The organism is Sorangium sp. So ce176, assembly GCF_051519835.1.
GTDB classification, from domain to species: domain Bacteria; phylum Myxococcota_A; class Polyangia; order Polyangiales; family Polyangiaceae; genus Sorangium; species Sorangium cellulosum_G.
Genome location: NZ_CP150371.1, coordinates 9,921,694 through 9,940,052, shown reverse-complemented (window position 1 = coordinate 9,940,052; position 18,359 = coordinate 9,921,694). Strand labels below are relative to the sequence as shown.

The window sequence follows — 18,359 nt, the reverse complement described above, 5'->3', positions numbered from 1 at the left end:
GGAGGGCCATGGCCCAGCGGAGCGGCAGGTCGCCGCATACAGCGGCAACTTGCCGCGGCTTGCGGCGTCCACCCTTACGGTGCGCGGGCGACACGCGGCGTCGCCGGGGTGAAAAATCGTCGAATCGCGGGGCGGGGGCTCGCCGAGCGCGGTGGCCGACGGCACCGCCGCGCCCGCAATTCCCGGTGTCGGCTCAGAACACCGGGGTGAACGCGCGCGGCGCTCTCTTCTTCCTGAGGCAGCGGGTCGCCCTGCTCATGTAACAGATGGTGAGGGCCCGCCGCGGCTGGCCGCTGCGGTTCACCGCGGAGCAGTGCCAGAGGTAGTTGTGGATCAGCAGGGCCTCGCCCGCGCGCGCCGGCAGCGCGATCTTGCGGGCGTCCGCGTCGGCGGCGCGCACGCGGTCGCTCGGGACGACCCCGCCGAGCGGCGTCGCGAGCCCGTCCCGGTGGCTGCCCTCGAGCACCTCGACGCAGCCGGCTTCGAGCGGCGCGTCGTCGAGCGCCGTCCAGATCTGCAGCTCGGGGTCGCGATCCAGGCCCCAGTAGCTGCCGCCGTCCTGGTGCCACGGCAGCGGCGTCCCGCCGGGAGCGGCCTTGGTGAAGAGCACGGCGCGGTAGATGGCGATCTCGCCCTCGATGCGCGACCGCGCGACCCGCTCGAAGAGCGGGTTCTCGATCCAGGCGCGGAACAGCGGGTCCTTCTCGAGCTTCTCGATCTTGCGGTACGACGTGCTCGGCCCCTGGTACCCCTTGCCGTACGGCAGGTCCTCGTAGCGGCCCGACGCGGCGTCGTGCTGGAAGAAGAGCCCGGGGTACGTGACGCGCCCGAGCATCAGATCGTCCGAGCGCGCGCGGAGCGCCGCGAGCCCGGCGTCGCTCATCACGCGGCCGAGCCGCGCGTACCCGCGGGCGGCGTAGTCGGCGAGGGGGCCCGCGAGGTCGAGCGTCCTGGTCTCGGGCAGCAGGAAGTCCGTCACCGCGCGTAGCTCGCGTCCGTGCCGAGGTGGTCGCGGTGGAGCGCATCCATGCGCCGCGCCGCCTCCGGCGAGATCGCGCGCCGGGTCGCGTCCGCGGCCGCGTCGAGGTGCTCGATCCGGGCGGGGCCGACCAGGATGGAGTCGACGACGTCCCGCCCCGCGAGCCACGCATACGACAGCTCGAGCAAGCTCATCCCCTCGTCCGCCGCGACGGCCGCGTAGCTGGCCGCGAGCTCGAACATGCGCCCGCTCCAGTACCGGCGCTGGTAGAGGCGGTTGTCCTCGAAGCGCGATCCCGCCTGCGCCGCGTCCGGCCCGGCGTGCCGCCCGGTCAGCAGCCCGCCCGCGAGCGGGTTGTACACCGCGGTGGGGACCGAATACCGCCTCGCGAACGCGGCGTACTCGAGGTCGAGCTGGCGGATCAGCGCGTTGTAGAGCACCTGAGAGACAGCGGGGCGCGCCTTCCCTTCGGCGTCGCGGCGCGCGATGATCTCGAGGATCTGCCACGAGGCGTGGTTGCTGACCCCGAAGCGCAGGATCTTCCCCTGCTCGAGCAGGGCGTCGATCGCGGAGAGCGTCTCCTCGACGGGCGTCTCCGGATCCGGCGCGTGCAGGTAGCAGACGTCGACGTGGTCGGTGCCGAGTCGCCCGAGGCTCTCCTCGAGGGCGCGGATCACCTGCGCGCGCCCGAGGCCCTCGGCTTTGCCACGGACGCGGCGCAGGCCGACCTTGGTGGCGATCTGCACCTCGGCCCGGCGGCCCCGGAGCGCCCGGCCGAGGATCCGCTCGGACGCGCCGTCCTGGTAGAGGTTGGCCGTGTCGAACGCGGTGATCCCTCGCTCGATCGCGCGGTGGACGACGCGCTCGGCCTCCTCGGGCGGCGTGCGGCCGCCGAAGTTCATCGTGCCCACGACGAGGCCCGGCGGCGCGCCCGGGCGCCGCTTCGCCGTCATTGCATCCTTCATGTCAGATCACGTCAGAGGCCACGCCCTGCTCCTCAGGCCCGCGCGACGAGGTGCGCGAGCACGTACACGATGAGAAACACAAGCCACAGCGTGCTCATCCGCCGCCACCCCTGCCGGAAGCCGTACATCGGCGCGAGGGGCGGCACGACCAGCGCGATGAGCCCGCGCCACCGGGGCTGGCTCCGGAGCACGAGCCGCGCCGCCAGCGCGACGTGGACGGTCACCCAGGTGGCGAAGGCCAGAATGAGCGTCGCGGTCGCCGCGATATCCTTCACGGAGCGAAGCCTAGCGTCAGCGGCGCACCTCGCCGCTGGAAATCATCGACCCGGGGTGCGCGCCGACCCGTCTCGCGCTCCTCGAGCCCCGGCTCTGTCCCGCACCCAAATCCGGGCTAAGCTGGGTCCGTGCCTCTGCGCGAATCACCGTGTTTTCGTCCGGATTCCTCCTTCGCCGCGCGGGTCGTCCCGCGCGCGTCCCGCTGCGCGAGGGCGATCGCGGGCGCCGCGCGCGCGCTCGTCGACCGTGAAGGGCGCCTCATCCCCCTGAGCCTGCTCGCCGGCGCGGCGTGCAGCATCGCAGTCGGCCTCGGCACGGCTCAGGCGATCTCCACGCCGCCCGACACGATGCCCGTCTCCGAGGTGAAGCCGGGGATGAAGGGATACGGCCTGACCGTTTTCTCCGGCACCACGCCCGAGAAGTTCGATGTCGAGGTCATCTCGACCCTCCGCAATTTCCGGCCGAACCAGGATCTCATCCTCATCAAGACGCAGCACCCGCGCCTCGAGATCGCCCGCACCGTCGCGGGGATGAGCGGCAGCCCGATCTACGTGAACGGCAAGATGATCGGCGCCTATGCGTACGGCTGGCTCTTCGGCGCGGAGGCGATCGCCGGCGTCACGCCGATCAAGTCGATGCTCGACGAGCTCGCGCGGCCGCTCCCGCCGGGGATCGCCCCGCGGGTCGGCGGCCCGCTGCCCGCCCCGGTGAGCGCCATCGGCGGCGCGCCGCCGCGCGCCGCGGCGCCCGCCCGGCGCCACGGCGGCCGCGGCTTCGTGGGGGCGGTCGACGCCTACGACCTCGCCGGCCACGCTCGCCAGATCGCCGCGCGCGTCGCGTCGGCGATCGCCCCGCCCGAGTCGACGGGCCTCGCGCGCGCCTCGACGCCGGTGATGCTCGGCGGGCTCGGCGGGACGTCGCTGCGCATCGCGAGCGACCTGCTCGGCCCGATGGGGCTCGATCCGATGCAGGCCGGCGGCGGCTCGTCCATGCGCCCCGATCCGGGCGCGCCGACGAAGTACGTCGACGGCGGGGCGATCGGCGTCGAGCTCGTGCGCGGCGACATCTCCGCCATGGGCATCGGCACGGTCACGCGCGTGTCGGGCGACAAGCTGGTGGCCTTCGGCCACCCGATGATGAACGGCGGCGTGACCAACCTCCCCACGGCGATCGCCCGGGTGCACTGGATCCTCGCGAGCCAGAACCGGAGCTTCAAGATCGGCGAGGCGGTGCGGTCGGTCGGCTCGCTGGTCAACGACCGGCAGGCCGCGATCGTCGTCGACAGCGCGGCGAAGGCGCCGGTCTTCCCGATGCGCGTCCAGATCGACGGCGTCGCCGGCGCGCCGCACCCGACGTGGAACGTGGAGGTCGCGCACGACCAGTTCCTGGCGCCGTCGTTCGTGTCGATGGCGATCGGCAACGCTGTCGAGACGACAACGGCCGAGCGGCGGGACATGACCTGGCGGGCGGTGAGCCAGCTCAAGATCGGGCGCTACGGCACGATCTCTCTCGTCGATTTCGGCGCGGGCAACGGCACCCCGCTCAGCGCCGACGACTTCGTCCGCAGCCGGCTCGTCCGGGCGATGGGCTCGCTCCTCAACAACCCGTGGGAGGACGTCACGATCGAGCGCGTCGACACCCGCGTGAAGGTCACCTTCGATCGCGAGGTCGTCCTGCTGCGCGGCGCGAAGGTGCTCGAGCCGGAGATCGACGCGGGCGCGCCCGCGCGGATCCGCCTCGACCTCCAGCCCCACCAGGGCCCCGTCGAGTCGCGCGTCATCGAGGTGCCGGTGCCGCGCGAGCTCGCCGGCGGCCAGGTGGACATCGAGCTGTCGCCCGGCTACGAGGTCGAGCGCCCGATGGCGACGCCGAACAACGTCGCCGAGCTCGTGGCGATGCTCCCGCACCAGAGCCACGACCCGGAGAGCGTCGTCGCGACGTTCAAGCTGCGGGAGAACGGCGCCGCGTACCGCGGCAAGGTCGCCTCGCGGCTGCCGCCGGGCGCGATGGACACGCTGCGCCCGAGCTCCGACTCCGACGCGCCCGAGACCTTCGGCGCGCAGGTGCAAGTGCCGGTCTCCCTCAAGCGCTTCCTTGTCGGTAAGGACACCGTGCGCGTCACGGTCCGGCCTATCCTCCGCTGAGCCGCGCCGGCTCCCCGCCTCCCTCTTCCTCCCTGACCCCCCTTCAATCCTGCGATCCATGAGCACCAAGCGCTCTCCTGCCCCTCCCCGAACCTCACGCCCTCACGCCGTACCCTCTCCGCGCGCGGCCCTCGCCGCGGCCGTCGCCGCCGCGGGGCTCGTCGCGCTCCCGGCCCACGCGGTGGGCACGCGCAGCTTCGAGCTCAAGACGCTCGAGGACCTCAAGGACGGCGATCTCACCGGCGTCAGCGTGGACTCGAACGGCAACGTGCGCGCCGGGCTGACGCTCGGCGCGACGCCGCTGCCGGACGCGACGTCCGTCTGGAGCTCCGCGGTGCTGCCGGACGGGACGGTGCTGCTCGGCACGGGCAACGAGGGGAAGATCTACAGCGTGTCGGGCGGCCGGGTGGCGGTCGTGGCCACGACCGGGCAGATGGCGGTCAGCGCGCTCGCGATCGTGGACGGCGGCGACGTCATCGCGGGCACGTTCCCTGACGGCAAGCTGTACCGCCTGCCGCGCGGCGCCGGCAACGGCGGCCCGGCGAAGCTCTTCGCCGAGCTCCCGCAGACCGAGGACGTCTGGGGCCTCGCCTACGACCCGAGGGCCAAGGCGCTGTACGCGGCGACAGGCCCCGAGGGGAAGCTGTTCCGCCTCGACGCCACGGGGAAAGCGCAGGTGTACTTCGACAGCGACGAGCCGCACCTCGTGAGCGTCGCTGTCGCGGACGACGGCGCCGTCTATGCCGGCTCGAACGGCAAGGCGCTCCTCTACAAGCTCACGGCGCCCGGGCGCGCGACAGTGCTCCACGACTTCGACGCCGATGACGTGAAGGCCATCGCCGTCGCGCCGGGCGCGAAGGGCGGCGCCATCTACGCCATCGCCAACAAGTACGCCGAGGCGTTCGCGTCCCCGAAGCGCAACCGGAGCGGGCCGCCGTCGCCGCAGCCGGCGCGCGCGCAGAAGCCCGGCAAGGGCCTGCTCGTGCGCTTCGATCGGAGCGGCGTCGCGGAGCGGATGATGAGCGACGACGAGACCCACTACGTCTCGCTCGGCCTCGGCGACGATCTCACGCCGTTCGTCGGGACCGGCGCGGAAGGCCGGCTCTACACGGTGAGCGACAACCACGTCGCGCGGCTCGTCGCCGACACGGACGAGCGCCAGGTCGGCGCGTTCCTGCTGGCCGGGAAGCGCAGGTTCATCGCCACCACCGACCCCGCGGTGTTCCACGAGGTGAAGGGCGTCGGCGGCGCCTCGGCGGTGTGGACGAGCAAGGTGCTCGACGCCGGCCTGCGGGCGACGTTCGGGCGCCTGACGTGGCGCTCCGACGGCGCGCTGGAGCTCGAGACCCGGACCGGGAACACCGACACGCCGGACAGCACCTGGAGCCCGTGGTCTCCCGCGCTCGGCGCGCCGGGCGACACGAAGAGCCCGCCGGCGCGCTTCGTGCAAATTCGCGCGCGCTGGAGCCGCGATCCTGGCGCCGTGCTGCGCGAGGTGAAGCTCGCGTTCGTGACCGACAACGCGCGCGCGGTGGTCACGTCGATCGAGGCGGCGCCGAAGGGGCAGACGAAGCCCTCGCGCACGAGCTTCCCGTCGTCGGGCGGGGAGGCGCCGAAGCCCGTGACCTCGCTGCAGCTCACGTGGAAGGTCGACAACCCGGATCAGGACGACCTCCGCTACAGGCTGTCGTACCGCATGGAGGGCCAGTCGACCTGGCGCAGCATGCTGAAGCCGGGCGAGAAGGTGACACGCGCCGAGCACGTATGGGACACGACAGCGCTCCCCGAGGGCGAGTACCGCATCCTGGTCGAGGCGAGCGACGAGCTGGCGAACCCGCCGGAGCGCACGCTGCGCCACAGCCTCGAGTCGGGGACCGTCCTCGTCGACACGACGCCGCCGCTGTTCCGGACGCTCGCGCTGCAGGGGCGCCGGCTCACGGGCGAGGTCGTGGACGGGCTCGGTCCGGTCGCTCGCATCGAGGTCTCGATCGCCGGCCTGGAGGAGTGGCGGCCCATCTTCCCGAGCGACGGCATCTTCGACGAGGCCGCGGAGCCGTTCGACGCGGACCTCAGCGCGATCGTGCCGCCCGGCGCGCACCTGCTCGCGGTGCGCGCCTACGACAGCGCGGGCAACGTGGTCACCCGCGACATCGAGGCGCGGTAGGCGCCGTCACCGCGCCATTCCTTCTGTGCAGGCGCAGCCCTCGGCTGCGGGGCGAAGCCCTCGGCTGCGGGGCGAAGCCCTCGGCTGCGGGGCGAAGCCCTCGGCTGCGGGGCGAAGCTCTCGGCGCGACACCGGCGTCATGCTTGCGCCAGGAGCCCGGTCAGGAGCGGCGCTCCCGCGGGCCGCACACGCCGCGCCTCGCGCACGACGGCGTCCCGACCCACGTTGCGCCAGCGTGCACGGGAAGCATGCTGGGACGGCACATTCTATGAATGCTGAATGGGGACATGATACGCTCACTCCGCTTGTTCTTTTCTGGTGACCCTGGAATGAGCTACCAACGTGCCCTTCTGCTTCCTGGTCTCGCGGCGCTCTCGATCGCCGCGGCCTCTGCGTGTGGGTCAGCCGACTCCGCCGCGACGGACAGCGACGCCGCGGAGTACACGGGGGGGGCACCGGGCGGGGAGGGGGCCACCGGAGCGGGCGACATCGGAGCGGTCGTCAGCGTCGGCGCCGGGGGGAGCGATGGCCTCAGCGGGGGCGGCGGGGCCACGGCGGTGGAAGAGGACGTCAACATCCCCGCGCCCGGAGGGCCGCCGGATCCTTACACGCGCTTCGCTCACCTGTGCGGCGAGGGCTGCACGCCGGGGGGCAATCCGAGCGAGTGCTCGTCGTCGGAGGGCGGCTCGGGCACGGGGATGTCCCCCGCGCAGATGCTGCATTGCCAGCTCGCGCTCGTCGACGGCGACGCGATGCCGAGCTGCCAGCCGGTGGGCCGCTTCGACAGGGGCGGCCCCTGTCACCGGGGCACGGACTGCACGATCGGGCTGGGCTGCGCGGCGGCCGACGGAGAGGGCGGCGTGTGCCGGCAATACTGCTGCGGCAACGTCGAGAGCTGCGCGCCTGGAACGTACTGCGACGAGCGGCCGATGGCCGAATCCATCCTCGAGGGGGGCGCTCCGGTCTCGATCCCTGTCTGCGTTCCCGCGGTGAACTGCGAGCTCCTGAACGACAGCGTCTGCCCGGCGGGGCAGACCTGCACGATCGTCCGCGAGGATGGGACGACGAGCTGCGTGGCGCCCGGCGCCGGGCGGGCCGGCGAGTCGTGCCCGTGCGCGCCCGGGTTCGTGTGCTCGATGCTGACGAACCAGTGCAAGCAGCTCTGCCGCATCGACGGGAGCGCGCGGGACTGCGGCTCAGGCGCCAAGTGCCAGGGCGGGAGCGGCGCCTACCCTCCGGGGTTCGGCGTGTGCGTCAGCACGCTCTAGCTCCCCGGCCCGTTAAAAAGTGTCGTCGATCCCCGCAGCGGCGTGGATCGGAGCGGCGGGCGCGCGCGGCCGTGGTCATGCTGGGCGCGTGCAGCGGCCTCTCCTCCCCTTCGTCCTCTTCATCGGTGTTTTCAGCGCCATCGTGGCCGGCGTCCACTACTACCTCTGGCAGCGCCTGATCCGCGCGCCCGATCTTGGCCCGCTCTGGCACCGCGTCGGCAGCGTGGCCCTGGTGGTGCTCGCGTTGCTCGTGCCGGTCGGCCTCCTCGTCACGCGCACGCTCCCCCGGCACATCGGCAGCATCGTCGCGGGCGTCGTCTACACGTGGGTCGGCCTCGCCGTCCTGCTCTTCTTCCTCCTGCTCACCTCGGAGCTCGTCCGCCTCGGCGCCCACGGCGTCGCGGCGCTCCTGAGCCAGCCGCCGCTCGACAGCGACCGCCGCACGTTCCTCTCGCGCGCCATCGCGGGCGCGGTCGGCGCGCTCGCGATCGGCCTCGGCTTCGCCGGCGCCGCGAGCGCCCTCGGCGAGGTCGCCGTCCGCCCTGTGCGCGTCCGCCTCCGCCGTCTCCCCGCCGCCATGTCGGGCTTTCGCGTGGTTCAGCTCACGGACCTTCACATCGGTCCGACGATCGGACGGGAGTGGCTGGAGCGCGTCGTCGCGCGCGTGAACGCCCTCGAGCCGGACGTCGTGGCGATCACGGGAGATCTCGTCGACGGCCCCGTGGAAGAGCTCCGGGAGCACACAGCCCCGCTCGCCGACCTGCGCGCCAGGCACGGGGTCTTCTTCGTGACGGGCAACCACGAGTACTACTCCGGCGTCGAGGCGTGGATCGAGGAGCTCCGCCGGCTCGGCGTGAGGGTGCTCCGCAACGAGCGCGTCACGATCGGCGAGGGCGAGCTCAGCTTCGACCTGGCCGGCGTCGACGACTGGAGCGCCCGCGGCATGGGCCGCGATCATGGCCCCGACCTCGCGCGCGCGCTCGCCGGGCGGGATCCTTCCCGCGAGCTCGTGCTGCTCGCGCACCAGCCCAAGCAGATCCGGGAGGCCGCGGAGCGCGGGGTCGGCCTGCAGCTCAGCGGTCATACCCACGGCGGCCAGATCTTCCCCTGGGGCCTCTTCGTGCGCCTCGATCAACCCTACGTGGCGGGGCTGTCCTCCCACGGCGAGACCCAGATCTACGTGAGCCGCGGGACCGGCTACTGGGGTCCGCCGATGCGCGTCGGCGCCCCGTCCGAGATCTCGCTGATCGAGCTCGAGGGCACCGCCGCAGCCGAAGCCCTGGCCTAGGCCCTCCCCGGCGAGCTGCTGCGCGGCCCGTCGGCCGCGCTCGCCCGCGATACCGCCGTGCTCCGACGTCCGTCGATAGCGCCTGCGCTCCCGGCCGATCAGGCGATCACGGGAGCGGGCGCGCCGGATCCCTGTCGCAGTTGATGACAGGCGCCGGGTAGCTGCTGGGATCGGTGATGCGCTCCATCGCGAACGTCGATCCCTCGAGATCGAGGGCGATCGGCCGCGTCGCCGTGCCTGTCACCTCGCCACAGACGAAGTCGGCGGGCGCGCAGAGGGCGCCGGTCAGCGTGATGGTGGCCTCGAGCTCGTTGCCGGAGATGGGGTTGGCGTTGCCTGGCACCACGATCGTCGGAAGCTCCGCGGTGAACTGCCCGTCGGCGGACACCTCGTAGGGGCCGACGTCGACCGGATCGCCCGTGGGCGTCTTGCGATCGGCGGACTCCAGCGGCTGGAAGCTCAGCGAGAAGCTCAGGCCGCCGTCGCGCGCCTCGGTTGTCAGCTTGCTCAAGAAGACGATGGGGGCCCGTGGGCTGAGATACGCAGAAAGGCTGAAGAAGAAGTCCCCATCGGGAGCCCCTGCCTCCGGAAGGCAGTCACCGGCCCCACCACCGCCGTTGCCACCGTTTCCGTCGCTGCCACCGTCGCCGCTGGCCTGGTTTTCACGGATCGCGGTGTCGCGCGTCTGGAAGTCATCGTATCTGCCCTGCGGGTCGGCGCACCCGGCGAGGAGCGCGGCGCAGGAGAGGGCGGCAGAGGCGAGCGATGTCCGGAGGGAGCGGGAGAAAAGCATTTGACACCGTGCGAAAGGTGACATCTGACTCGATCGGGTCGAACGTCCCGCGAGCTGGCAGGTGACACACCCTACCACGCAGGTCTGTCGCAGGTGCGCGTTCCTCCGCCCCGTACCGAGAACACCCGGCCATGCTCATCGATCGCCACTGCTTCGCGCTCTCCCTCGGCCTCCTCGGCGGCCTTGTCTGGACCGGGCCGGCGTTCGCCGGCGGCTTCGCGACCGCGCGGTTCGGCGGTGAGCACGGCAACCCGATCACCGGCAATCCGACCGCCGTCTATTACAACCCCGCAGGCCTCGCCGAGAGCGAGGGAGTTCACCTGTTCCTGGACGGGACCTTCGCGCTGCGCGCCGCGTCCTACGCGCACACGCAGGCGGCGTCCGACGACGTGACGGTGCCGGGGGCGAACACAGGTGAGGCGCGCCTGCTCAACGAGGCCGCCTCGCCGATGCTCGGCGCGTCGGCCAGGCTCGGCGACCTCGCGCTGGGCGCCGGTGTCTACGTGCCCTTCGGCGGCGCGGCGTCCTGGGGCAGGAACAGCGCCTTCGACGGCAATGGCGATCTCGCCGGGCCCGTCGACGGCGTGCAGCGGTGGCACTCCATCGAGTCCTCGCTCCAGGCGATGTTCTTCACGCTCGCTGCCGCCTACGAGATCCCGGCGCTCCGCCTCAGCCTCGGCGCGTCGGGGAACCTGATCCGGACGCAGGTGAGCACCGTCCGCGCCCGCAACGCCTCCGGCGACAACCTCCTTGCCACCGAGGGGCGCTCGCTGCTCGAGGTGAGCGGGCTGCACGCGAGCTTCGGCGTCGGCGCGCTGATCGAGGCGATGCCGGAGAAGCTCTGGGTGGGCGCGTCGTACCAGTCGCGGCCGAACGTCACGGGGGGCGAGACGCTCGAGGGCACGCTGACCAACCGCTTCAACGGCGTGTCGAGCGCTCCGGCCGCCGTCGAGCTTCACCAGGGGCTGCCCGATATCGTCCGGCTCGGCGCCCGCTTCGTCCCGGCGGAGCGCGTGGAGATCCGGCTCTTCGGCGACTGGACGCGGTGGAGCTCCATGGAAAACCAGTGCCTCACCCAGGTGGGCGCGTCGTGCGCGATCGAGAGCGACGGCTCCGCCGTCGACCCCGCCGGCGTTGTGCAGAACATCGCGCGGCGCTGGAACGACACGTTCGGCGTGCGCGCGGGCGTCAGCTACTGGCCGAAGCCCCCGGTCGAGCTCTTCGGCGGCGTCGGGTACGACTCCAACGCTGTGCCCGACGACACCCTGGATCCGTCGGCCACCGACTTTCACGATGTCTCGTTCGCCGTGGGGGGGCGCTTCGAGCTCACGAAGGAGCTGCACCTCGGGGCGTCGTACACGCACCTGTTCTATGCGAGCCGCGACACCACGGGAAAGAGCATCACCGCGGGCCTGGCGGGCAACTCGAGGGCTCCCGACTCCGGCGGGATCTACGCGCAGACCATCGGCGTGCTCAACGTCAACGTGGACGTCGGCTTCTGAGCGATCGGCGTCGCCGCGGCGCGACGGCTCAGGGGGCGCCGCGCCGGGTCCGGCGGAGCAGGCTGAAGATGCGCGCCCGGAGCTCGGGGGCGCGGAACGGCTTCACCATGTAGTCGTCGGCGCCGCTGGCGAAGGCGTGGACCATGTCCTGCGACGAGGCGTTCGCTGTCAGGAAGAGGACGGGCAGATCGCGGAGCCCGGGATCCTGCCGCAGCGTCCGGCAGAGCTCGATGCCGGTCATCTTCGGCAGGTTCCAGTCGAGCATCACGAGGTGAAACGCCGAGCCGTGGACGTGTTCCAGCGCCTCCTCCGCGCTGGCGGCGGTGACGACGACGAGCTCGACAGCCTCGAGCATCGTCGCCAGCATCCCGCGGACGTCCGGATCGTCGTCGACCACGAGGACCCGCGCGCCCTTGCCCCTCAGCCGAGGAGGCGACGGCGCCCGGCCCGCCGCATCGGCGTCCAGAGTGTCGCCCGGCGGCGCGGCGGGACGGACCTCGCCCGCGGCGCGGAGGAGCGCGGCGGCGTCTGTGTCGGGCATCGAGCCAGGGCGGGTCGCCTCCGTCTGCGCGAAATGGGCGAGGCGGCGCCAGTCGCGTGGCTCGAACGTGAGCCGCGCTCCCTCGGGCGAGATGCAAGCGCACGCTGCCGCCGACGTGGCGCGGCGGTTCTCGCCCAGCTCGAAGACGGCGAGCACCCACTCACCGTCGGCGACCACCTCCCCCGCGGGCAGCCCGAGCTCGAGGTCGCCCTCCTCGGGATCGCACACGATTTGCTCGAACTGTTGCAGATCCGGGAAGCGGTAGAGGACGCTCCGCACCCGGCGACGCTACACCCGCGCTAGCATCTCGCAAAGGGTCCGACTAAGCTCGCGCCGCGATGTCATTCCTGCGCTGGATGCTGCCGCTCCTCGCGCTGTCTTCGATCAGCGTCACGGGCTGTCCTGGTAATTCTGGTTCGAGCGAGCCGAAGCCGGCCCCGAGCCCGGAGGTTTCGGTCTCGATCGCCGGTGTGGACACCTCCTCGCTCACGCCCCGCGAGCGTCGAGAGTGGGCCGCCCAGGTCTCCGAGCTGCTCTCGCCCTGCCCGGACACGCCCGTGAGCATCGCGCAGTGCGTGAAGGAGCAGCGCCCCTGCAAGGCGTGCCTCCCCGCCGCGCAGCTGCTGCTCAAGCAGGTCAAGGATGGCCGGTCGAAGAAGGAGCGCGAGGACGCGTTCCACATGCGCTTCGACGCGAACAAGGTCCGGACGCTCGCCACGGACGGCTCGCCCGAGATGGGGCCGCCCGACGCGCCGATCACGCTCGTCGAGTGGGCCGACTTCGAGTGCCCGTTCTGCCGGCTCATGTCGCCGGTGCTCGAGGAGCTCGTGAAGCGCTTCGACGGGCAGGTGCGGCTGGTCTTCAAGTTCTACCCGCTCTCGGCGCACGTCCACGGGGAGCCCGCCGCCCGCGCGGCGATCGCCGCGCTCAACCAGGGCAAGTTCTGGGAGATGCACCACCTGCTCTTCGAGAACCAGGACAAGCTGGAGCAGGCCGACATCGAGCGCTACGCGCAGCGGCTCAAGCTCGACATGGTGAAGTTCCGCGCCGACATGGTCTCGCCCGAGACCAAGGCGCGGATCGACAAGGACAAGAAGCAGGCGGACGAGGTCGGCCTGGACGGCACGCCCCTGGTCTTCGTCAACGGCCGCGAGGCCGACCTGCAGCTCCTCTCGAACCCGCCCGCGGATCTCGAGGAGTGGGTGAAGGTCGAGCTGGAGCTCCTCGGCCACACCCCGCGGCCCGCGCCGCCGAAGCCGGCCGGCGCCCAGCCCGGCGCGACCGACGCGCCCGCTTCCGCGAGCGCGACCCCGGCCGCCGGCGCGAGCGCCGCCGGCAGCAGCGCGCCCGCGGGCAGCGCGGCGCGCCCCGCTGCCTCTGCCGGACCGGCCCAGCCTGCCCAGCCCGCCCAGCCGAGGAAGCCTTGAAGGTCGCCGACCCGTGCGGCTGCTTCCCGACGGGCCGGCACTACCCTGGGATCGCGCACCTCCTCAAGGTGCGCGCCGTCGGCGTCGCGTCCGAGATCGACGCGAGCAGCGCCTGGATCGACCAGCCCATCGCCTTCATCGACGTCGAGACGACGGGGCGCGACCCCGCGGGGGATCGGATCATCGAGCTCGGCATCGTCATCGGCCGCGCCGGCGAGATCCTGACCCGCTACAACTGGCTCATCCATCCGGGGCGGCCGATCCCCGCGGAGAGCACAGCGATCCACGGCATCAAGGACGCGGACGTCGAGGGCAAGCCGTCGTTCGCCGAGGTCGCGGAGGAGATCCTCGCCTGCTTCAAGGGGACGATCCCGGCGGCGTACAACGCCGCCTTCGATCGCTCGTTCCTCCTCGCCGAGCTCGAGCGCGTGGGCATGCGGCCGCGCGAGCCGCCGCCTGCCATGCGGCGGGAGGTCGACTGGATCGACCCGCTCACGTTCGCCCGTGAGCTCTACAAGAACGAGGAGAGCCGAGCCCTCGGCGACATGGCCGCGCGGCTCGGGATCACGCTGGACAAGGCGCACCGCGCGACGGACGACGCCGAGGCGGCGCTCCAGGTCCTCTACGCGCTGGCGAAGGATCCGCGGGTGCCTCGCGCCTACGGCGGCCTGATCCAGGAGCAGCGGCGGCTGGTCCGCCTGCAGGATGAAGCGCGGAAGCTCTGGCGGAAGGCGCCTGCCCCCGCCGCGCCGCCGACCTCGAAGCCGAGCTGACGTCATGGCCGACGGGCCGAAGCGACGCCTCCCGATCGTCGGCGGCGGTGCGCCCGGCGCGGCGCCTCCCCGCGGCGCGACGGCCGCGCCGGAGAAGCGCAAGCTCCCCGTGCTGCAGAGCGGCGGCGACGACGAGGGAGAAGACCGTCCGCCGTGGCACTGGATCGCGCTCGGGACGGTGGCGACGTTCATCGCGTGGCTTCCGCTCGCGGGGCTCGTCAACACGCTGCTGCGCCGGATGCTCGAGCGGGCAGGGGACGCCGAGGCGCCGACGCGGGTGCGGCTCGCGATGGTCGGGCTCAACGTGATCGCGTTCGCGCTAGCCGGCGTCGCCGGGGGTTACCTCGTCGGGCGGTTCGGCGGGCGCGCAGGGCGGCGCGAGGCGGCCGCGAGCGGGGCCGTCGTCGCGGCGCTCGCCTGGGCGCTCGCGCTCGCCGAGGGCGCGCCGGCGGGCGCGCTGGGGTGGGCGCTGCTGCTCGTCGTGATGGTCGCGATCGGCAGCGCGGCGTCGACCGTCGGCGGCAGCGCCGGGCTCCGGGCTCGCTCCGGCGGGGCGCCTCGCTCGAGCTGAGCGCGCGCTCGCGCGCCGCCGGGGCGCGCGGATCGAGCGCGCCGCTCAGCCCGGATCGAGCCGGCGAATGGACGCGCTCGCCTCGGCGAGCGAGGCATACGCGAGGGCCGTGCGCGGGTCGCGCGCGTCGGGGGCGACGTCGAGCAGCGGCCTCAGCGCGAAGACCCGCTCGCACAGCCGCGGGTGAGGCACCTTGAGGTCCGGCTCCGCGACGGCTTCGCCCTCGATCCAGAGCAGATCCAGATCGATCGTCCGCGGGCCCCACCGCACCGGATCGGGTCGCCTCCGCCCGAGCGAGCGCTCCACGGCGAGCGTGCGCTCGAGGATCTCGCGCGCGGGCAGCGACGTGGCGACGAGCACCGCGGCGTTCACGTAGTCGCCTTGCGGCGGGCCACCTGCGGGCGGCGACTCGTAACGCGGCGACTCGCTGACCACCTCGATGTCGGGATCGGCGTCGAGCGCCGCGACGGCGGCGCGGATCGTCGCCAGGCGATCGCCCACGCTCGACCCCAGCCCGATGACGACGCGTCGATGAGATCTCATGGCGGCAACCTACCACGCAGCTCCAGGCTGCTCGCGACGCTCGGCCGTCGGGCCAGCGAGCGCGGGGCATCGCGGCCCCGGCGCCGGCGCGACGATCCGCGCGAGCCTCGCGATCACTCCCGCGGATCGGTGGCGCGGCGCCCGACGCCGAGCCGCCGGCCTTCCGGGCGCGGGGGGAAGACGCGCCGATCCTCGGGGTTGCGGCGCGGGATGGGCGAGCGGCGCTCGACGGACGTGTCGCCCTGCGCCGGCGGCCCGCCGCGCTGGAGGCCCACGAACAGCTCGCGCATCTCCTCGAACGTCTCCGGCATGGCGGCGGCCACTGTCGCCGCGTGCGACCGGCACAGGCTCAGCGAGCGCCCCTGGATGACAACGCGCGCCATCCGCGTCCTCGCGCGAGCGTCCCCGGACGGCACGCCCTCCCGGCTGTCCAGCTCGCGATCTTCACATACGGCACATCGCTCGAATGACTCGCCCATGGGGGAGCCTTCGCAGAAACCGGACCTCCGGGCCAACTTCCGGACGCCCGGGCGCGGCCGGTCACCCGCGCGTCCGGCCGAGCGCCCGCTCCTCGGCCCAGGCGATCACCCGCGCGGCGGGATCCTCGCCGGTGAAGCGGCCGAGCTCCTGGATGCCCGTCGGGCTCGTGACGTTCACCTCGGTCAGGCGCTCGCCGATCACGTCGAGGCCCACGAAGAAGAGGCCGTCGGCGCGCAGCCGAGGCGCGACCGCCCGGACGAGATCGCGCTCGCGCGGCGTCAGCTCCGTCGAGACCACGCGCCCGCCGACATGGATGTTCGAGCGGTGGTCGTCGTCGCGCGGGACCCGGAGGATGGCGCCGAGCGGCTCGCCGTCGAGCAAGAGGACGCGCTTGTCGCCCTGGACGACCGCGGGGAGGTACTCCTGCACCATCGCGAGGCGGTGCCCCTCGCTCGTCATCATGTCCGCGATCGCGCGCGCGTTCTTGTCGCGCTCGCTGATCTGCAGCACGCCGAGGCCGCCCGCGCCGTCCAGCGGCTTGATCACGGCCGTGCCGCCGAGGTCGCGGACGAACGCGTGGATCTGCTCGCGATCGGCGGTGACCAGCGTCCTCGGCGTCCACTCGGGGAAGTTCAGCGCGTAGAGCTTCTCGTTGGCGTCGCGCAGCCCGCGCGGGTCGTTCACGATGATCGGGCAGCGCCGCGCGCGCTCGAGGATCAGCGTCGCGTACAGGTAGCTGCGATCGAACGGCGGGTCCTTGCGGATGAAGATCGCGTCGACGTCCCCGAGGCGGAGCCGGCGCGGGCCGCCCGCGAGGTCGAGCGAGATGTACGGGGGCGCGTCGCCGATGATCACGGGCGTCGCCACGGCGTGCGCCTCGCCGCCCTCGATCGAGAGATCGCGCGGCAAGCAGTGGTAGCTCTCGTGTCCGCGCGCCTGCGCCGCTCGGATGAAGGCGAACGACGTGTCCTTGTCGTGCGCCACGCGGCTCAGCGGATCCATGACGAAGACGAAGCGCATGCGGTCTCTCGCGGGTCGGGGGTGGTCGAGGGGAGGGAGGGGCGCGCCCGCTCGGGCGGGCGCGGGCGCGGTCACTGCATCGCAGCGAGCACGAGCTGCGTGCTGAGGTCGTCGCCGAGATCCGAGGCGAGCGCGTAGCCGACGCCGCTGCGCTCGGCGGCGACGACCGAGTAGCCGTTGATCTTGCCCACGTAGACGGGGCGCTCGCGCACGACGCGCGGCTGGAGGATCGGCTGCGCCTTCTGCACCGGGACCGCGCGCGAGTTGAAGAGGTACACCGTCACGCGGTGGTTGCCCCTCACGACGTACTGGAGCAGCGCGGCGCGCCTGTCGCGCATCGTGTGCACGCGGGCGCCCATGAAGTTCACGGGCATCGACTGGAACTCCGGCCTGCGGACCGGCACGCCGACGAACGGATCGAAGCGCGGCAGGTCCTCCGGGTTGGTCGTCTCCGGCGGCAGCGGCTGGGCGTGCTGGGTGACGAGGTCGTCGAGCAGGATCTCGACGCTCTCGGCGCGCGCCGCGTCGGCATCCACCTTCGCCGCGCTCTTCGCGGCCTCCGGCGGCGGCGCGGCGGCCCGCTGCCGCGTCACGCCCACCATGAAGACGACGCCCGCGGCCACGGCGAGCGCGGCGGCGTACCCCCTGTGCACGAGGCGCGGCCTCGCCTCGAACGCCTGCGCCGCCTCGCGCGCCTGCTCGTGCGCGATCGACGCGGCGACGCGCGCCCGCAGCGCGTTCGGGCACGCGGCGGGCTTCGCCCGCTTCAGGCTCGCGCGCAGCGAGCGCAGCACCTTCACCTGCTCGAAGCACGGCGGGCACTGGACGAGGTGGGACTCGAGGTCCACCGCGTGATCCGGATCCAGCTCGCCGTCGACGTAGGCCGACAGCGCGTACTCGAACTGCGCACAGCTCTCGATCGACTTCGCGGCGCTCATGCGACACCCCGCTTCCGCTTGCGGTACGCGTCCAGGTCGGCAGGCGCCTCTTTCGGTGCTTCGGCGCTGACGATGCCCATCAGGACCGCGTGCTCGCGCAACGTCTTCTGGAGGAGCTTGCGGCCCCTGTGCAGCCGCGACATCACCGTGCCGATGGGGCAGCCCATCGCCTCGGCGATCTCCTTGTAGGAGAGCTCCTCGATGTCCGAGAGGACCACCGCGAGGCGGAACTCCTCGGGCAGCTCGTCGAGGGCGCGCTGCACCTCCGCCTCGACGAGCGGCGTGAGCGCCTGGGTCTCCGGATCGCGCATCGCGCGCATCGTTGTCGCACCGACCCAGCCGTCGGTGAGCGGCTCGGCGTCGGGGCCCTCGAAGATGCCCCGCTCGAGGCCCCCGCGCCGGTACCGGTTGATGAACGTGTTCGTCAGGATCCGGAGCAACCAGGCCTTGAGGTTGGTGCCGGGCTCGAACTGTTCCCGGGCACGCATCGCCTTGACGATGGTGTCCTGGACCAGATCCTCCGCCTCGGTCGAGCTCTTGGTCATCCTGCAGCTCACGCCGTACAGCGTGTCCAGATGACCGAGCAGCTCGACCTCGAAGGCGTCCGCGCGCCCCCCCTCACTGCTGGATAACGACAGGTCCTGCGCTACGGATGCAGGTTTCTTGCTGAAGAAGAACGGCATGGGA

18 protein-coding genes are annotated in these 18,359 nt (G+C 72.6%); 8 read left to right on the top strand and 10 right to left on the bottom strand.

Annotated features, from left to right (window positions below):
* Positions 1-193 precede the first annotated feature (193 nt).
* Genes WMF42_RS37670 through WMF42_RS37660 form a run of 3 tightly spaced genes read right to left on the bottom strand, consistent with a single transcriptional unit; the run spans position 194 to position 2,219 of the window.
* Complete coding sequence (locus tag WMF42_RS37670; RefSeq protein WP_437688001.1) at positions 194-979, bottom strand: phytanoyl-CoA dioxygenase family protein; 786 nt, start codon at positions 977-979, stop codon at positions 194-196.
* Positions 976-1,944, bottom strand: coding sequence for an aldo/keto reductase (locus tag WMF42_RS37665; protein WP_437687999.1), 969 nt, complete (start codon positions 1,942-1,944; stop codon positions 976-978). The genes WMF42_RS37670 and WMF42_RS37665 overlap by 4 nt, the downstream gene beginning before the upstream one ends.
* Positions 1,945-1,976: 32 nt before the next feature.
* On the bottom strand, positions 1,977-2,219 hold the full coding sequence (locus WMF42_RS37660) for a hypothetical protein (protein WP_061613261.1): 243 nt from the start codon (positions 2,217-2,219) through the stop codon (positions 1,977-1,979).
* A gap of 129 nt (positions 2,220-2,348) precedes the next feature.
* Between WMF42_RS37660 and WMF42_RS37655 the strand changes: the two genes are divergently transcribed.
* From WMF42_RS37655 to WMF42_RS37640, 4 genes are all read left to right on the top strand, one after another.
* Complete coding sequence (locus WMF42_RS37655; protein ID WP_437687997.1) at positions 2,349-4,364, top strand: SpoIVB peptidase S55 domain-containing protein; 2,016 nt, start codon at positions 2,349-2,351, stop codon at positions 4,362-4,364.
* A 58-nt stretch (positions 4,365-4,422) separates the two neighbouring features.
* On the top strand, positions 4,423-6,528 hold the full coding sequence (locus WMF42_RS37650; protein WP_437687995.1) for a hypothetical protein: 2,106 nt from the start codon (positions 4,423-4,425) through the stop codon (positions 6,526-6,528).
* A 329-nt stretch (positions 6,529-6,857) separates the two neighbouring features.
* Positions 6,858-7,796 carry a hypothetical protein gene (locus WMF42_RS37645; RefSeq protein WP_437687993.1) on the top strand — a complete coding sequence of 313 codons (939 nt, stop codon included), beginning with the start codon at positions 6,858-6,860 and terminating at the stop codon, positions 7,794-7,796.
* An 88-nt stretch (positions 7,797-7,884) separates the two neighbouring features.
* Complete coding sequence (locus WMF42_RS37640; protein WP_437687991.1) at positions 7,885-9,084, top strand: metallophosphoesterase; 1,200 nt, start codon at positions 7,885-7,887, stop codon at positions 9,082-9,084.
* Between the two features lie 106 nt (positions 9,085-9,190).
* Here the strand turns inward: WMF42_RS37640 and WMF42_RS37635 are convergent, their stop codons facing one another.
* Positions 9,191-9,595, bottom strand: coding sequence for a hypothetical protein (locus WMF42_RS37635; RefSeq protein WP_437687989.1), 405 nt, complete (start codon positions 9,593-9,595; stop codon positions 9,191-9,193).
* 413 nt (positions 9,596-10,008) lie between these two features.
* Here WMF42_RS37635 and WMF42_RS37630 point away from each other — a divergent pair, with 413 nt between their 5' ends.
* A complete protein-coding gene (locus tag WMF42_RS37630; protein ID WP_437687987.1) occupies positions 10,009-11,379 on the top strand; it encodes an OmpP1/FadL family transporter in 1,371 nt (456 codons plus the stop codon).
* A gap of 28 nt (positions 11,380-11,407) precedes the next feature.
* Here the strand turns inward: WMF42_RS37630 and WMF42_RS37625 are convergent, their stop codons facing one another.
* Complete coding sequence (locus tag WMF42_RS37625) at positions 11,408-12,199, bottom strand: response regulator transcription factor (RefSeq protein ID WP_061612556.1); 792 nt, start codon at positions 12,197-12,199, stop codon at positions 11,408-11,410.
* Positions 12,200-12,258: 59 nt separating this feature from the next.
* Between WMF42_RS37625 and WMF42_RS37620 the strand changes: the two genes are divergently transcribed.
* Genes WMF42_RS37620 through WMF42_RS37610 form a run of 3 tightly spaced genes read left to right on the top strand, consistent with a single transcriptional unit; the run spans position 12,259 to position 14,691 of the window.
* Positions 12,259-13,347, top strand: coding sequence for a DsbA family protein (locus WMF42_RS37620; RefSeq protein WP_437687984.1), 1,089 nt, complete (start codon positions 12,259-12,261; stop codon positions 13,345-13,347).
* On the top strand, positions 13,344-14,120 hold the full coding sequence (locus WMF42_RS37615; protein WP_061611668.1) for a 3'-5' exonuclease: 777 nt from the start codon (positions 13,344-13,346) through the stop codon (positions 14,118-14,120). Before WMF42_RS37620 ends, WMF42_RS37615 begins: the two co-directional genes overlap by 4 nt.
* Positions 14,121-14,124: 4 nt before the next feature.
* Positions 14,125-14,691 carry a hypothetical protein gene (locus WMF42_RS37610; RefSeq protein WP_437687982.1) on the top strand — a complete coding sequence of 189 codons (567 nt, stop codon included), beginning with the start codon at positions 14,125-14,127 and terminating at the stop codon, positions 14,689-14,691.
* A 45-nt stretch (positions 14,692-14,736) separates the two neighbouring features.
* Here WMF42_RS37610 and folK read toward each other — a convergent pair whose 3' ends face one another.
* From folK to WMF42_RS37585, 5 genes are all read right to left on the bottom strand, one after another.
* Complete coding sequence (gene folK, locus WMF42_RS37605) at positions 14,737-15,234, bottom strand: 2-amino-4-hydroxy-6-hydroxymethyldihydropteridine diphosphokinase (RefSeq protein WP_437687980.1); 498 nt, start codon at positions 15,232-15,234, stop codon at positions 14,737-14,739.
* Between the two features lie 113 nt (positions 15,235-15,347).
* Complete coding sequence (locus tag WMF42_RS37600) at positions 15,348-15,617, bottom strand: hypothetical protein (protein WP_233560999.1); 270 nt, start codon at positions 15,615-15,617, stop codon at positions 15,348-15,350.
* 157 nt (positions 15,618-15,774) lie between these two features.
* On the bottom strand, positions 15,775-16,734 hold the full coding sequence (gene gshB, locus WMF42_RS37595) for a glutathione synthase (protein WP_437687977.1): 960 nt from the start codon (positions 16,732-16,734) through the stop codon (positions 15,775-15,777).
* A gap of 71 nt (positions 16,735-16,805) precedes the next feature.
* Positions 16,806-17,672 carry an anti-sigma factor family protein gene (locus WMF42_RS37590; protein ID WP_434043423.1) on the bottom strand — a complete coding sequence of 289 codons (867 nt, stop codon included), beginning with the start codon at positions 17,670-17,672 and terminating at the stop codon, positions 16,806-16,808.
* A complete protein-coding gene (locus tag WMF42_RS37585) occupies positions 17,669-18,355 on the bottom strand; it encodes a sigma-70 family RNA polymerase sigma factor (protein ID WP_081426094.1) in 687 nt (228 codons plus the stop codon). Before WMF42_RS37585 ends, WMF42_RS37590 begins: the two co-directional genes overlap by 4 nt.
* Positions 18,356-18,359: the final 4 nt, after the last annotated feature.